Annotated in this window: 15 protein-coding genes and 1 pseudogene; 8 read left to right on the plus strand and 8 right to left on the minus strand. The window is 64.8% G+C overall.

Annotated elements, in window-relative coordinates; all coding sequences use genetic code 11:
• The first annotated feature begins 130 nt into the window (after positions 1–130).
• Both AC630_RS22515 and AC630_RS22520 read left to right on the plus strand, forming a co-directional pair.
• On the plus strand, positions 131–1,039 hold the full coding sequence (locus tag AC630_RS22515; protein ID WP_074120672.1) for a DUF2189 domain-containing protein: 909 nt from the start codon (positions 131–133) through the stop codon (positions 1,037–1,039).
• A gap of 130 nt (positions 1,040–1,169) precedes the next feature.
• Positions 1,170–1,994, plus strand: coding sequence for a lytic murein transglycosylase (locus AC630_RS22520; RefSeq protein WP_074120641.1), 825 nt, complete (start codon positions 1,170–1,172; stop codon positions 1,992–1,994).
• A gap of 60 nt (positions 1,995–2,054) precedes the next feature.
• On the opposite strand, the gene AC630_RS22525 is transcribed toward AC630_RS22520, so the two are convergent.
• On the minus strand, positions 2,055–2,378 hold the full coding sequence (locus AC630_RS22525; protein WP_074120642.1) for a hypothetical protein: 324 nt from the start codon (positions 2,376–2,378) through the stop codon (positions 2,055–2,057).
• A 653-nt stretch (positions 2,379–3,031) separates the two neighbouring features.
• Between AC630_RS22525 and AC630_RS22530 the strand changes: the two genes are divergently transcribed.
• The 4 genes and pseudogenes from AC630_RS22530 (at position 3,032) to AC630_RS22545 (ending at position 6,483) form a co-directional block, all read left to right on the plus strand.
• A complete protein-coding gene (locus tag AC630_RS22530; RefSeq protein WP_074120643.1) occupies positions 3,032–3,184 on the plus strand; it encodes a DUF1127 domain-containing protein in 153 nt (50 codons plus the stop codon).
• 191 nt (positions 3,185–3,375) lie between these two features.
• Positions 3,376–4,737, plus strand: a pseudogene (trmFO, locus tag AC630_RS22535) (methylenetetrahydrofolate--tRNA-(uracil(54)-C(5))-methyltransferase (FADH(2)-oxidizing) TrmFO); the annotation flags it as partial.
• Positions 4,738–4,744: 7 nt separating this feature from the next.
• Positions 4,745–5,839 (plus strand): serine/threonine protein kinase, encoded by a 1,095-nt coding sequence (locus AC630_RS22540; protein WP_074120644.1) that lies wholly within the window; start codon positions 4,745–4,747, stop codon positions 5,837–5,839.
• A 92-nt stretch (positions 5,840–5,931) separates the two neighbouring features.
• On the plus strand, positions 5,932–6,483 hold the full coding sequence (locus AC630_RS22545) for a CAP domain-containing protein (RefSeq protein ID WP_074120673.1): 552 nt from the start codon (positions 5,932–5,934) through the stop codon (positions 6,481–6,483).
• Positions 6,484–6,597: 114 nt separating this feature from the next.
• Here the strand turns inward: AC630_RS22545 and AC630_RS22550 are convergent, their stop codons facing one another.
• Positions 6,598–7,071 (minus strand): VOC family protein, encoded by a 474-nt coding sequence (locus tag AC630_RS22550; RefSeq protein ID WP_074120645.1) that lies wholly within the window; start codon positions 7,069–7,071, stop codon positions 6,598–6,600.
• A gap of 138 nt (positions 7,072–7,209) precedes the next feature.
• On the opposite strand from AC630_RS22550, the gene AC630_RS22555 reads away from it, so the two are divergent.
• Positions 7,210–8,388 (plus strand): aminotransferase class V-fold PLP-dependent enzyme, encoded by a 1,179-nt coding sequence (locus AC630_RS22555; protein ID WP_074120646.1) that lies wholly within the window; start codon positions 7,210–7,212, stop codon positions 8,386–8,388.
• Between the two features lie 16 nt (positions 8,389–8,404).
• Here the strand turns inward: AC630_RS22555 and AC630_RS22560 are convergent, their stop codons facing one another.
• Genes AC630_RS22560 through yajC form a run of 6 tightly spaced genes read right to left on the minus strand, consistent with a single transcriptional unit; the run spans position 8,405 to position 14,037 of the window.
• Entirely contained in the window at positions 8,405–9,649 is a 1,245-nt protein-coding gene (locus AC630_RS22560; RefSeq protein ID WP_074120647.1) for a threonine ammonia-lyase, read from the minus strand.
• Positions 9,650–9,694: 45 nt separating this feature from the next.
• Positions 9,695–10,558, minus strand: a complete 864-nt coding sequence (locus tag AC630_RS22565) for a phytoene/squalene synthase family protein (protein WP_074120648.1) — start codon at positions 10,556–10,558, stop codon at positions 9,695–9,697.
• Entirely contained in the window at positions 10,555–10,938 is a 384-nt protein-coding gene (locus AC630_RS22570; protein ID WP_074120649.1) for an Mth938-like domain-containing protein, read from the minus strand. Before AC630_RS22570 ends, AC630_RS22565 begins: the two co-directional genes overlap by 4 nt.
• A 60-nt stretch (positions 10,939–10,998) precedes the next feature.
• Entirely contained in the window at positions 10,999–12,018 is a 1,020-nt protein-coding gene (secF, locus tag AC630_RS22575) for a protein translocase subunit SecF (RefSeq protein ID WP_074120650.1), read from the minus strand.
• 10 nt (positions 12,019–12,028) lie between these two features.
• Positions 12,029–13,633 carry a protein translocase subunit SecD gene (gene secD, locus AC630_RS22580; protein WP_074120651.1) on the minus strand — a complete coding sequence of 535 codons (1,605 nt, stop codon included), beginning with the start codon at positions 13,631–13,633 and terminating at the stop codon, positions 12,029–12,031.
• 47 nt (positions 13,634–13,680) lie between these two features.
• Positions 13,681–14,037 (minus strand): preprotein translocase subunit YajC, encoded by a 357-nt coding sequence (yajC, locus tag AC630_RS22585; RefSeq protein ID WP_074120652.1) that lies wholly within the window; start codon positions 14,035–14,037, stop codon positions 13,681–13,683.
• 181 nt (positions 14,038–14,218) lie between these two features.
• Between yajC and AC630_RS22590 the strand changes: the two genes are divergently transcribed.
• Positions 14,219–15,199: an ATP-binding protein gene (locus AC630_RS22590; RefSeq protein ID WP_074120653.1), complete on the plus strand. Its 981-nt coding sequence runs from the start codon at positions 14,219–14,221 to the stop codon at positions 15,197–15,199.
• Positions 15,200–15,239 lie beyond the last annotated feature (40 nt).

Below are 15,239 nucleotides of genomic sequence, written 5' to 3' on the forward strand. Positions count from 1 at the left end.
TACGCTTGACGCTCAGCTCGCGATGCCATCCGGAATTCGCGTCTGGTGGGAATCGCGAAACTTCAAGAAGCGGCCGCTTGCGCCGTTTGCCGGCGCCGAATTCGGCTGCATGGCAAGGGAGCTAGCGACCATGGCCACATTCTACCAAGGCAATGTGCCCACGACGGCCCAGACCGCCGACGCGGCTGGACCGGAGATCCGAACCATCCAACTGTCCGACCTGCACGACGCGCTCAAGCTCGGCTGGGAAGATTTCAAGGCCGTTCCGAGCCACGCCATCATCCTGTGCGTGATCTATCCGGTGCTGGGCCTCGTGCTCGCCCGCGTGGTGATGGGCTATTCGGTACTGCCGCTTCTGTTTCCGCTGGCCGCGGGCTTTGCCCTGATCGGTCCGTTCGCCGCTCTCGGCCTCTATGAGCTCTCGAGCCGGCGCGAACGCGGCGAAGACGCGAGCGCCTGGGATGCCATGGAGGTGCTGCGCTCGCCTTCGTTCGGTGCGATGCTCGGCCTCGGCACGCTGCTGCTCGCCTTGTTCGTGACCTGGGTTGCGACCGCGCAGGCGATCTATGTCGCGGCGTTCGGCTATGAGGGCGTCACCGGCATCTCGGATTTCATGACGCGCGTGCTGACGACGCAGCAAGGCTGGTGGCTGATCGTGGTCGGCTGCGGCACAGGCTTCCTGTTCGCGCTCGCTGCGCTCTGCATCAGCGCCGTGTCGTTCCCCTTGATGCTCGACCGCCACGCCGGCGCGTTCGAGGCGATGGTGACTTCGCTGCGCGTGGTCGCCAGGAACCCGGTGCCGATGGCGGCCTGGGGCCTGATCGTGGCGGTGCTGTTGGCGCTCGGCACGATCCCCGCCTTCCTCGGCCTCGCCGTGGTGATCCCCCTGCTCGGCCACGCAACCTGGCACCTCTATCGCAAGGTGATCGTGTCCGCGCCCGATGCACGCCCGGTGCCGCCGCCGCCGCATCGTCCGCGCAAGCCGGCCGCCGACTTCCCCGCCAACCTCTTCCCCTGGCGGAATCGGACGGACGCCTGACGATATCGTGACATGCGATCCTGCCCCGGGTCGGGCAGGATCGCGCATTGTCATACGCCTTGCTTTGGCCGCGGTTACAACCGAGATTGCCGCCGCCGGCCAGGCCATTTCACGGAATCGATCTACTCGAATGACCCCGACGATTTCTCGTCTCGCCCTCGCAGCCTTCGCCCTCTCCGCTTCGATCATTTCTGCCGAGCCAGCGCTCGCTGCGGTCGCCTGCGGCTCAGGCAATTTCGACGCCTGGCTTGCGGACTTCAAAACCGACGCCGCGGCCAAAGGCATCTCACAGCAAGCCATCACCGCCGGGCTTGCCGGCGTAACGCTCGATCAGAGCGTGCTCAACCGCGACCGCTCGCAAAAGGTCTTCACCCAGACCTTCGAGGAGTTTTCCGGCCGCATGGTGCCGCCGCGCATGCAGCGCGGCTCCAACATGATGAAACAATACGGCTCGGTGCTGTCGCGCATCGAACAGACCTACGGCGTGCCGGGCGAGGTGCTGGTCGCGATCTGGGGTCTCGAGACCGATTTCGGCGTCAACACCGGCAAGTTTGCAACCATCCGCTCGCTGGCGACGCTGGCCTATGACTGCCGGCGCGCCGAGCAGTTTCGTGGCGAGCTGATGGATGCGCTACGCATCGTCCAGCGCGGCGACCTGGCACCCGGCGACATGCGCGGCGCCTGGGCCGGCGAGCTCGGCCAGACCCAGTTCATGCCCTCGTCTTGGCTGAAATACGCCGTCGATTTCGACGGCAACGGCAAGCGGGATCTGCTTCACAACGCGCCCGACGTGCTCGCCTCCACCGCCAACTATCTCGCCGGCTACGGCTGGCAGCGCGGCAAGGATTGGCAGCCCGGCAGCCCTAACTTCGCAGTGCTACTGCAGTGGAACAAGAGCGAGGTCTATTCCAAGACCGTCGCATATTTCGCCACCCAGCTCGCGCACGCTCCTTAAGACTCATCCAAACAAACGCGTAGGGCCGATCGCCGAGCGACCGGCCCTCTCTTGGTGCGTTTACTTACCCGTGGTGGCGTGTATCGCCTTGTTCAGGTGCATCCCGCACGCACCCATTTTGCCGTTGAGCAGCGAGTCCTGCGCGGCCGCGATCTCCTTCTGCGCGACATTCTTGCTGTCGCCGTCGGGCATGGCCTCGATCGCGGTCTCCGTGTGCTCCAGATTCGCCGAGCTGCAGCCGCCCATGGCGTGCTTGGCGGCCTGGGCCGGCGCGACGGCGAACGCGACGGCAGCAATTGCGATAACCCCGAGTAACTTCGTCATGACGTTACTTTCCTTCTCTTGTTCTTTGGACAGCCCGCGACATTGCGGAATCTGCGACATGACTTTCCTCCGGACGCGGCAACTTGCCGCAATAAATTCCCCGCGAGAATTGCGTGATGTTGCGCGCTGCGCAGAGCCGCATGCGGAATTTCCGATTTTCATTACATCCTCGTAATCAATGCCACACGCTTGGCGTGTGTGCGTTGCACCAGCGAGGCGGCAGGCACCTCCTGATGACGCCAGGTGCTTCGTCCGGCCTTGCAGCGCTTCGCCGGACGGATCTCGCCGTCCGCGGGGGGGGGCGAATCGTCCGGGTACCCCTGCTGCCAGTCCACAGTCTGGCTCGACCAAAAAACGAATATAAATTCATTTTTATAGTTCCACTCTCATGCGATTCGCGCATACGAGACTTGGGCGCAGAGGCTGACAGATCGCCTTGCAGGGAGCGGGAACGAAACTTATTTCCGCAATGCTCGGAACTCGGCAAAATGTTGTAACCCTGTGAATCTACGGAGATTTATAGCATTTCATTCCGTGTTCCGCCTACCCTTTGGGCGAGACTGCCCTCCGGTTAATCGTTCGTTACCGCCGCTATGCGTTCTTTGCTTAGCTGCACCGCAACATCGGAACTTTCGCAGTGCACCACGCTCATCTATATTCATTTCAACGATGAGGCCCGGGCAAGGGCTGAATCGAACTACAGGAGACTACCAATGCTGCTCTCGTTCATCCGCATGATCCAGGCTTTCCGGGACTATCAGCGCAATGTTGCCGAGCTGTCCCAGCTCAGCGATCGCGAGCTGGCCGACATCGGCCTCGATCGCTCGGACATCCCGCGCGTTGCCGCCGGTCAGTATCAGGGCTGATTTCCTTCAGCCCTTAACCGGACGAATCGATAGCGCCCGCCTCGTGCGGGCGTTGTCGTTTCTGATGGCAGAAAACTCGATCTCGGCGATTCCACTGACCGCCGAAAAGCGCTACCTGTCCGCCCCATGACAGGACCCCTATCCAATACCGTGCACGTCATCGGCGCCGGCCTTGCCGGTTCAGAAGCCGCCTGGCAGGTGGCCAAAGCCGGCGTGCCCGTGGTGCTGCACGAGATGCGGCCGACCCGCATGACGGAGGCGCACCGCACCGACGGGCTCGCCGAGCTCGTCTGCTCCAATTCGTTCCGCTCGGACGACGCCGCCAACAACGCTGTCGGCCTCTTGCACGCGGAGATGCGCCGCCTCGACTCGCTGATCATGCGCGCGGCCGACGCCAACCAGGTGCCCGCCGGCGGCGCGCTCGCGTCGACCGCGAGGGCTTTTCCGCGGCTGTGACCAAGGCGCTCAACGAGCATCCCCTCATTGAGATCGCCCGTGGCGAGATCGCAGGCCTGCCGCCGGCCGACTGGAGCAACGTCATCGTTGCGACGGGCCCCCTCACCTCCGCACCGCTCGCCGACGCCATCCGTGCACTCACTGACGAGAGCGCGCTCGCCTTCTTCGACGCGATCGCGCCGATCGTGCACCGCGAGTCCATCGACATGTCGGTAGCCTGGTTCCAGTCGCGCTACGACAAGGTCGGTCCCGGCGGCAACGGCGCCGACTACATCAACTGCCCCATGACCAAGGAGCAGTATGACGGATTCGTCGCCGCGCTGATCGCCGGCGAGAAGACCGAGTTCAAGGAATGGGAGACCAACACGCCCTATTTCGACGGCTGCCTGCCGATCGAGGTCATGGCGGAGCGCGGCCCCGAGACGCTGCGCCACGGCCCGATGAAGCCGGTCGGCCTCACCAATCCGCACGATCCGGCGACGAAAGCCTACGCGATCGTGCAGCTGCGCCAGGACAACAAGCTCGGCACGCTCTACAACATCGTCGGCTTCCAGACGAAGCTGAAATACGGCGAGCAGCAGCGCATCTTCCGCAGCATTCCCGGGCTGGAAAAGGCCGAGTTCGCCCGCCTCGGCGGTCTGCATCGCAACACCTTCCTCAACTCGCCGAAGCTGCTCGACGGCCAGTTGCGCCTGCGCGCACAGCCGCGGCTGCGCTTTGCCGGTCAGATGACGGGCTGCGAGGGTTATGTGGAGTCGGCCAGCGTCGGCCTGATCGCAGGCGTCTATGCGGCCGCAGATGCACGCGGCCAAACGCTGGAGAGCCCACCCGGCACGACCGCGCTCGGATCGCTGCTCGGCCACATTACCGGCGGCCATATCGAGACCATCGAGCCGGGCACGCGCTCGTTCCAGCCGATGAACATCAATTTCGGCCTGTTCCCGCCGCTCGCGACCGTTCCGACGAAGAAGCCCGATGGCACGCGCTTGCGCGGCAACGAGAAGACGGTGGCCAAGAAGCAGGCGATGAGTGCACGGGCGCTCGCCGATCTCGATCGCTGGATCGCGGATCACCTGCACATAGCCGCTGCGGCGTGAGTTTTCGATGAGCCTCCCCAAAGACGACGCCGCAGAGCTCTCGGCGCGCTGGACCGAGGGCGTGCTGCTCAAGCGCGACGTGTTCTCGACCGTCGAGCGCGGCCGCTTCCGCAGCGACAACGGCGAGGTCGACGCGGTCCTGCGCCGGCTCGACGAGGTGCCGTGGTGGTCCTTCCTCCTGGCGCGCCATCTGTTCGCCCGCGAAAAGCATGCGCTGGCGCTCGCCAAAGGTCTTAACGTCGGCCCCGAGCTGCTTTGGGCCGGCCGTCGCGCGTTGGTTCGCGGCTTCGTGGACGGCGTTGCACTGCATCTGGCCAAGCCGCATGGCGACCTCGCCTATTTCCGCTCGGCCAAGGCGGCACTGCGCCGGCTACGTCGCGCCGGCATCTGCCACAACGATCTCGCCAAAGAGCAGAACTGGCTGGTGGGCCGCGATGGGCGCGCCTACGTGACCGACTTCCAGCTCGCTGCCTGCTTTGCCCGCCGCGGCCGCCTCTATCGCATTCTTGCCTACGAAGACCTCCGGCATCTGCTCAAGCACAAGCGTTCCTATGCGCCCGATGCGCTGACGCCGCGCGAGCGCAAGATCCTGGCGAAGAAATCATTCGCGGCGAGCCTGTGGCTCGCCACCGGCAAGAAGGTCTACCGGGCGATCACGCGCGGCGTGTTCAACTTCACCGACCGCGAGGGCGGCGGCCGCAGGCTGGTCAACGACGCGCCGGTGCTGGCCGAGCTGATCCGCAGGAACCCGGCCGTGCGCGACACCGCCATCGTCGCCTTCGCCGACCGCCGCTCCGGCGTCGGGCTCTATGCCTTCGTCGAAGCCGATCAGGCCGCGCTTGAAGGCCAGCTCCGCGACGAGCTTTCGGCTGCCAAGGGTCCGAAGCCGCCGGAGCACATCCAGGTCGTGCATGCGCTGCCGCGCGACACCACCGGCAAGCCGCGCACCGAGATCCTGCAACTGGTCGCCATGAACCAACTCGACCTGATCGAGCCCATGATGAAAAACGACCAGGATCGCGCCTTCCTCAAGGACATCCTGGAGCAGCGCAAGAACCTGCGCGACCGCTTCAATTTCGAGGCGGACCTGCCGACGAGCTAGCGCGGCCCGTGCCTTGAAGCGTCCACATTGGCGATAGAGAAGCAGTCGGATAGTTCGGGCTTGGCGGGGTTATGGGCACTCGGGGGACCATGATGCAACGTGCGGTTGGCGGCATGATCGCCGGCCTTCTGCTGCTCACGGTTGCGCCTGCAGCGGCCGAATCCCCGGCCGAGTTGATCTCCAGCTTCCGCCTCAAGCATGGCGAGGTCCGCGTCGTGCGCGATGCCACCCTCGACCGCATTGCCATGGACCAGGCGCGCGCGATGGCAGCAAAGGACGATCTCAGTCACGACGCCCTCGGCCCGTTCAACCGGCGCGTCGCACCGGCCGGCGCGGGCCGCGCCGCCGAGAACATCGCCTACGGTTACGACAATTTCGAGAAGACGCTCGGCCAGTGGATCGACTCCTCCGGGCACCGCAGGAACCTGCTGCTGCACAACGCATCCCGCGTCGGAATCGCGAGCGCCAAAAACACCAGCGGCAAGCGCACCTATTGGGCCATGGTGATCGCTGGCGATTACGAACCGAAGGGCAAGGGCAAGAAAGACAAGGAGCCGCTGGTTGCCGTGAAGCGCGAGACCGCGCCTGCAAGCAAGCCCAAATCCAGCGGCTGCCACATCAAGCTGCTCAGCCTCTGCATCTAGAGCGTTTTCGAGCGAAGTGGATACCGGTTCGCGTAAAGAAAACGCGTCAAAACAATAATCTAGAGCCCCGTTCCGATTCCATCGGAACGGAAATGGCTCTAGGGCGAGACGATATCAGCCACGACGCGCCGCCTCGATCGCGGCAATGTCGATCTTCGTCATCCCCATCATCGCCTCGAATGCGCGCTTGGCTTCCGTGCCGCCGGCCGCCAGCGCCTCGGTCAGCACGCGCGGCGTGATCTGCCAGGAAATACCCCATCTGTCCTTGCACCAGCCGCAGGCGCTCTCCTGCCCGCCATTGCCAACAATGGCGTTCCAATAGCGGTCGGTCTCCTCCTGGTCGTCGGTGGCGATCTGGAATGAGAAGGACTCGTTGTGGCTGAACACGGGACCACCGTTGAGGCCGAGACAGGCAACGCCAGCAACCGTGAATTCGACGGTGAGCACGTCGCCGGCCTTGCCTGATGGGTAGTCGCTGGGCGCGCGGTGGACGGCGCTCACTGCGCTGTCGGGGAACGTCTCGGCATAGAAACGGGCAGCCGCCTCGGCGTCCTTGTTGTACCAGAGGCAAATCGTGTTCTTCGCCATTGCGGGTCCTTTCGGTTCCGGGCCAAATCGCGCTCTCTATCAGCATAGGCACCCGGATCGGCATGCTCCAGTTTGCCTGATCTTGCTCGCGTGCGTCATTGTGGCTACCTCAGGGAACCCGATGGCAGAGGATCTCACGTGATCGACATCGACCGCATACGTGCCGACACGCCGGCCGCACGGCGGCTCGCCTATCTCCACAACGCGGGCGCGGCGCTCATGCCGGCGCCCGTTGTCGCGGCGATGAAGCGGCATATCGATCTGGAGAGCGAGATCGGCGGTTATGCTGCCGCCGACCGCGAGGCCGATCGGCTTGAAGCGGTCTACGGCTCCGTCGCCCGTCTGTTGAATGCCGCAACTGACGAGATCGCCCTCATGGAGAATGCGACCGTTGCCTGGCAGATGGCCTTCTACGCGCTTCCGTTTCGCAAGGGCGATCGGATCCTGACGGCCGAGGCGGAATACGCCGCAAACTATGTCGCCTTTCTTCAGGTCGCCAAGCGTACGGGCGTGATCATCGACGTGGTGCCCAGCGATACCAGCGGCGAGCTCGATGTCCACGCGCTCGAGCGCATGATCGATGCGCGCGTGAAGCTGATCGCGATCACCTGGGTTCCGACCAACGGCGGCCTCGTCAATCCCGCGGCAGCCGTCGGCAAGATCGCACGAGCACGGGGCATTCCCTATCTGCTCGATGCGTGCCAGGCGGTCGGCCAGATAGCGGTCGACGTCGAAGCCATCGGCTGTGACATGCTGTCTGCGACCGGCCGCAAGTTCCTGCGCGGCCCGCGCGGCACCGGCTTTCTCTACGTCCGCCGGGCGTTGCTGCAACAACTCGAGCCGCCCATGATCGACCACTTCGCGGCCCCCTGGGTCTCGCGAGATGAATATCGACTCCGCGACGACGCCCGCCGCTTCGAGACCTGGGAGAACAACTACGCGGCCCGGCTGGGGCTGGGCGCTTCTGTCGACTATGCTCTTGAGATCGGCCTTGCCCCTATCGAGCAGCGTGGCCACATGCTTGCGGACCGCCTCCGCAATGGCCTCGCTTCCATTCGCAGCATTACCATTCGCGACCTCGGCCGCACGCCGGGCGCCATCGTTAGCTTCACAATGAAGGGATATGAGGCGGACGGTATTGTCAGCAGTGCCGCTGCCGCCGGTATTGCGATCGGCGTGTCACATCCGTCGAGCACCCGCATCGATGCCGAACTCCGCTCGCTGCCGCCGGTCGTGCGTGCATCCCCACATTACTACAATACGGAAGCCGAGATCGACCGGCTGATCGACCACCTCGCAAGCCTAGCGCAGCGCTAACGTGGTGCGCGTCCGCTCACGTGCAGCGCGCGCTCAATCCGGATGCCCCGAGCCTGGCCATGACCTCCTCGAGATGCGCGCTGTCGCGGGTCTCGATGACGAGCTGCAGCAGCGTCGCCTTGGCCGGCAGGTCGGAGAAGGTGCGCTGATGCGAGACTTCGATGATGTTGGCGCCGGCTTCAGCCAGAAGCGCGGCCACGGCAGCGAGCTGGCCCGGCCGGTCCGGGATATCGAGCGACAGCTGGGTCAGCCGCCCCTCGCGCGCCAGCTCGCGGGTGAGCACCGAGGCAATCAGCCTTGTATCGATATTGCCGCCGCTTAGCACCAGGCCAACCTTCTGGCCCGCGAAGCGGGACGGATCGGACATCAGCGCGGCAAGGCCGGCGGCGCCGGCGCCCTCGACGACAGTCTTCTCGATCGAGATCAGGGTCGCAACCGCGCGCTCGAGCTCGGCTTCGTTCACGAGCGCGATGTCGTCGACGAGACGGCGGACGATCTCGGTGGTGATCTTGCCTGGTGATTTGACCGCGATGCCTTCGGCCAGCGTATCGCCGCGCGCCGGCAGATTGCTGTCGTGGATGGCGTTGTACATCGAGGGATAGAGCCAGGCCTCGACGCCCAATATCCGCAGCGACGGCTTGAGCGACTTAGCGGCAATGGCAATGCCGCTGATCAGTCCGCCGCCACCGATCGGGACGACCAGGGTGTCGAGCTCCGGCACAGATTTGAGCATTTCCAGCCCGATAGTGCCCTGCCCCGCGATCACAAGCGGATCGTCATAAGGATGGACAAAGATCATGCCGCGGGCTTCGCCGTGGCTTCGTGCAAACGCGGCCGCCTCCTCCAGCGTCGCGCCGGTGACCACCACCTCGGCACCGTGGTGCTTCGTGTTCTCGACCTTCACCATCGGCGTGCCGACCGGCATCACGATGGTCGCGGGAATGCCGAGCCGCTTGGCGTGATAGGCGACGCCCTGCGCGTGGTTTCCCGCCGACATCGCGATGACGCCGCGCGCGCGTTCCTTCTCTGTGAGCGCGGTGAGCCGGTTGAGCGCGCCGCGCTCCTTGAACGAGGAGGTGAACTGGAGGTTCTCGAACTTCAGCCAGATGTCGCAGCCGCAGATATTGCTCAGCGTACGACTGTAGCTGCAGGGCGTCTCGACGACGGCGCCCCGGACGGTCTCGGCGGCAGCATGAATGTCGGCCGGCGCGACCGGAAAGCCACTCAGATCGGACGACGTGCTTTGGGACAACTCAGCCATGGGACAGCATAGAGCATTTGGCAGGTCGAGGCGATAAGCCAACCTCTATTTGGTAAATTCCCGCGATCGTGAAGCCCGCCACAGCGTCCACAGCGTGCGCAGCCGCGACGATGGCTGCGGCGTGAACGGATTGCGTCCCGGCCGCGACAGGCGCTTGATGTCGGCCCGCACCTGGCTCAGCGGCAGGAACGCTGGACGCACTGATGCCGGCACCTCCGCCAGCAGCGACAAGGCCGTGGTCAAATGCTGCTCGGCTTCGCCTGTGAGCTGTTCCAGCACCGCATGCAGATTGGGCGTCTCCTTGCCGGCGAACACGTCCTCCATGCCGCAGCCATGGCTCGTCAGCAGTTGCTGCGGCACGAACAGCTGCCGGTGCGCGGCATCGCGCGGCAGGTTCGCGATGATCTGCGCCATGCCCTGGGCCAGCCCGGCATGCCGCGCGAGATGCTCGGCTGCTTCCGAGGGTGGCGCCATGATCCGCGCCGCGAGGGCGAACAACGCCGAACAGGTCGCGGCCAGATAGCCTTCCAGCGCCGTCAGCGTCGGCATCGGGTCGTTGTAGAGATCGAACTGATGCTCGTCGGCGAGCAGCGACAGCGGCTCGACCGGCAGATCGAAATCGCCGATCGCACGCAGGAGCTCCGCCGCGACCGGATTGCCCTCGGCGCTGCCATGGACATGGCCCGACAGCATGTCGGTCCACCATTGCAGGCGGATTTCCCCGGGCAAGGGCTGGCTCACCTGGTCGCGGACGCGGACGATCTCGACATTGAAGGCATAGAGCGCCAGCAGCGCGCGGCGCTCGGCGGCGGGAGCGAATAGCGTTGCGACATAGCGCGGAAAGTCATGGCTGCGCACCAGATCGGCGCAGAAGGCAACCGAATCGGGCGGCGGCGCGGCGCTGCTCATGGCACGGCAATCAGCGCGGCCGCAACGCGGCGCCGTTCGCCGATCATGATGTTGTAGGTGCGCACGGCGGGGCCGGTCTGCATCGTGTCCAGAACCACCCTCACCGCCTTCAGCGCCTGGCGCAGTTCCGGCGGCGGCAGCCAGACGCCGGTTCCGGTGCCGACCAGGAGCGTGTCGATGCTGTTGGCGGCCGCGAAGACCCGATCCAGCGAATAGCGGTCGATCTCGGTGGGATCTGTCACGTCCCACGCCCAGATTGCGTCAGGCAGACAGAGCAGCGATCCCCGATGCGACATGCCGGCAAAAGCGAAGCCGCCCTTGCCATAGGCATCGATCGGCGCCGAGCGCGGGAAATGCGGTGCGTTGGGATCGCCGGCCATGAGCTTGGTCCGAATAGGCTTACTGCCCTCGCAAACTCGTGCGAGGGCATAGGGTTCGGATCATGCCTTGTTTTTCTTCGCCGGCGTAGCCGTATCGGGCGCATCTTCACGATGCTCGCCGACGCCGAGGTAGATCAGGATCGGAGCCGCGATGAAGATCGAGGTGTAGGTACCGACCAGCACCACGCCGAACATCATCACCGCGGTGAAGCTGTGGATGGCATGACCGCCGAACAGGAGCAGAGCCAGCAGCGCCAACGTCACGGTGAAGTGGGTGATGATCGAACGCGACAGCGTCGAGTTGATCGACTCGTTGAGAAGCTGCGGCATCGGCATCTTCTTGTAGCGCCGCAGCATTTCACGGATGCGGTCGTAGATGACGACGGTGTCGTTGAGCGAGTAGCCGAGAATGGTCAGAAGCGCGGCGATGCTGGTCAGGTCGAAATCGACCTGGCTGATCGACATGAAGCCGATCGTCAGCACGATGTCGTGCACGTTGGCGATCATGGCGCCTAACGCGAACTGCCACTCGAAGCGGAACCAGAGATAGACCAGGATCGAAACGATCGCGAGCATCAGGCCGAGCATGCCGTAGGCCAGCAGCTCGCCCGAGACGCGCGGACCGACCACTTCGACGCGGCGGTATTCGACGGAATCGCCGAGCGCGGTGCGGACCTTCTGCACGGCTGCCTGCTGGGCAGCGTCGCCGCCCGGCTGCTCCGCGACACGAATCAGGACGTTCTCGGGGCCGCCGAACTGCTGCAGCTGGACCTCGCCAAGCCCCAAGGCGTCGAGCGTGGTGCGCATCGCCGCTATGTCGGCATGGCCGGACTTCGCCTGCACCTCGAGCAGCGTGCCGCCGCGGAAGTCGATGCCGAAATTCAGGCCGTGGGTGAAGAACAACGTGATCGCGACGATCGACAGCGCGGCCGAAATCGGGAAACTGATGCGGCGGAAGCGCGTGAAGTCGAAATGCGTGTTGTCAGGAACGATCCGCAGCGACGGCAGCAGACCGAGCGCCGCAACCACGGTGAGAATGGCAATGAGGATGCCAAGCCCGATGAGAACGTAGTGAGTCACGATCAGGCTCCTAGATCGGCACGCTCTGCGGCCGCTTCCACCGCACCCACCAGGCCACGATCAGCCGGGTCAGCGTGAAGGCGGTGAACACCGTGGTGATGATGCCTATACCGAGCGTCACGGCAAAGCCGCGCACCGGGCCGGTGCCGATGTAGAACAGCACCGCGGCGGCAATGAAGGTGGTGATGTTGGAATCGAGAATGGTCGCAAGCGCCCGCTTGAAACCGGCGTCGATCGCCGAGATCGCGTTGCGGCCGCCGCGCAGCTCCTCGCGGATGCGCTCGTAGATCAGCACGTTGGAATCGACCGCGATGCCGACGGTGAGCACGATGCCGGCGATGCCGGGCAGCGTCAGCGTGGCGTTGAGCAGCGATAGCAGGCCGAAGATCATGGCGACGTTGATGGCCACCGCGATGTTGGCGAACACGCCGAACAGCCGGTAGGTCAGCAGCATGAACACGATGACGAGGATCGAGCCGACGTAAGCCGCGAGCTCGCCCTTCTCGATCGAGTCCTGGCCGAGGCCCGGACCGACTGTGCGCTCCTCAACCACGGTCAGCGGCGCCGGCAGCGCGCCGGCGCGCAAGAGGATCGCGAGATCGTTCGCCGATTGCACGGTGAAATTACCGGAGATCTGGCCCTGCCCGCCGGTGATCGGCTCGCGGATGACGGGCGCCGAGATCACCTTGTTGTCGAGAACGATCGCAAACGGCAGCCCCACGTTCTCCTGGGTGGCCTGCGAGAATTTGCGCGCGCCCGAGGTATTGAACTTGAAGCTGACGACGGGCTCACCCGTGCGCTGGTCGAAGCTCGCCTGGGCATCGGTCAGATCGCCGCCGGCGACCAGCACCTGCTTCTTGACGACATAGGGAACCGGTGGCGGCGACGCGCTCATCAACAGTTCGGATTCCGGCGGCAACCTTCCCTGCTGCGCCTGATCCGGCGGCACGGACGTGTCGACCATGCGGAATTCCATCTTCGCGGTCTTGCCCAGCAATTCCTTGAGGCGGGTCGGGTCCTGAAGACCCGGCACCTGCACCAGGATGCGGTCGTTGCCCTGGCGCTGGATGACAGGCTCGACGGTGCCGAGCTCGTTGACGCGGCGTTCGACGATCTGGATCGACTGCTCGATGGTTTTGCGAAGGCGGTCGAGCATCGCGGCCTGCGAGATGCTCAGGCGGATCACCCCGCCACCGCCATCGGTCACCTCAAGGTCGCGCTGACCGCTGGATCCCATCAATCCGCCCAGCGGCTGGGACAGCTCGCGCAGCTTGGCGAGCGCGGGCTGCACGTCGGATTCCTTGGTGATACGGACCTCGGCCGCGTCGTTGCGCACGGTGACGCCGCCGGTGAAGCCGATCTTGGCGTCGCGCAGCGTCCGGCGAACGTCGTCGCGGACCTGGTCGAGCCTCTCCTTCTTCACATAGTTGGAGTCGACCTCGAGCAGCAGATAGGAGCCGCCCTGAAGGTCGAGGCCAAGCACGAGCCGACGCTGCGCCCAGGCGGGCCAGGTCTTGACCTGCGCCTCGGGGAAGAAGTTCGGGACCGCGCAGAGGCACACGATCAGCGCCGTCAGGATAATCCCCAGCGCCCTCCACCGCGTGAAATACAACATCGACTGGACCTGTCAGATCAGGAGACTTGAGATGCCTGCGCGAGCGATCAGCTCGCGGAAGCGTCGTCCTTGGAGCTTTCCTTGGCCGGCTCGCCCTTGGCACGCACGCCGGAGATCATCTGGCGCATCTGCCGCACCCGCACGCCATCGGAAATCTCGAACTCGATCTGGTCGTCATCGACGACCTTGGTGACCTTGCCGACGAGGCCGCCCGACGTCACGACGGTGTCGCCGCGGCGGATGTTCTTCACGAGGTCGGCATGATCCCGCACCTTCTTCTGCTGCGGGCGCAGAATCAGGAAGTACATGATCACGAAGATCAGGGCGAACGGCAGCAGCGACATCAACATGCTGTTGGTGTCGCCGGCGCCCGCAGCCTGGGCATACGCAGGGGTAATCAACATTCGGACGATCCTCGTGAGAACGGGGGAAAGCCGGTCAGGCCCTCAAAGGCGACCGGTTCGGTCAAATTCGCGCGGACTATAGCGGCCACCGCCCCAATTGCAACGCTGCCAGACCGTCGATTTGGCCACCTTGCGGCGGGGCCGCAGGCCCGATAAGGCTGCATTCTCAGGAACTTCGGACATGCCCAAAAAACCAAGCAAAAGCCCGGCCGGCAAAGGCCCCCGTACCGCTGCCAGGAAGCCCGCTCGCGTCGCGGCAAAACGCCCCAAGGCAGCCCTTAACGCAGCCCCAGACCTCTCCCAGGAGCGCATCGTCCGCGCCCTTGAGACCATTGCGGCGCACCTCTCGGCCCAGAGCAATCCGGGCGTCGAGCGCGAATCGTTCGAACGTGCGGATGCCTATGTCTGGCACCCCGACGGCCGCCTCGCGGCGGTGCCGCGGGTCAGCCGTGTCGAGTTGTTCCTCCTCAAGGGCGTCGACCGGATGCGCGACATCCTGATGGAGAACACCGAGCGCTTCGCCAACGGCCTGCCCGCCAACAACGCCCTGCTCTGGGGCGCGCGCGGCATGGGCAAGTCGTCGCTGGTGAAGGCCGCGCACGCCAGCATCAACGCGGACCGCAAGGCCGCCGACAAGCTGAAGCTGATCGAGATCCACCGCGAGGACATCGAGAGCCTGCCGGCGCTCATGGAGCAGCTGCGCGCCTCGTCCTTCCGCTTCATCGTGTTCTGCGACGACCTCTCCTTCGACGGCAACGATGCCTCGTACAAGTCGCTCAAGGCCGTGCTCGAAGGCGGCATCGAGGGCCGGCCCGAGAACGTCATCCTCTACGCCACCTCCAACCGCCGCCATCTGCTCGCGCGCGAGATGATCGAGAACGAGCGCTCGACCGCAATCAATCCCGGCGAAGCGGTCGAAGAGAAGGTCTCGTTATCGGATCGCTTCGGCCTCTGGCTCGGCTTCCACCGTTGCAGCCAGGACGAATATCTCGCCATGGTGCGCGGCTATTGCAGCCATTTCGGCATCAAGATCGACGACGAGGCGCTGGAGCGCGAGGCGCTGGAATGGTCGACCACGCGCGGTTCGCGTTCGGGCCGCGTCGCCTGGCAGTTCGTGCAGGAGCTTGCGGGCCGGCTCGGCGTGAAGCTGACGGCCAAGTAAGCCGAAGGTCTCGCTCCACACACAAATGTCATTCCCCGCG

Source organism: Bradyrhizobium sp. AS23.2 (assembly GCF_001908185.1).
Lineage (GTDB): Bacteria > Pseudomonadota > Alphaproteobacteria > Rhizobiales > Xanthobacteraceae > Bradyrhizobium.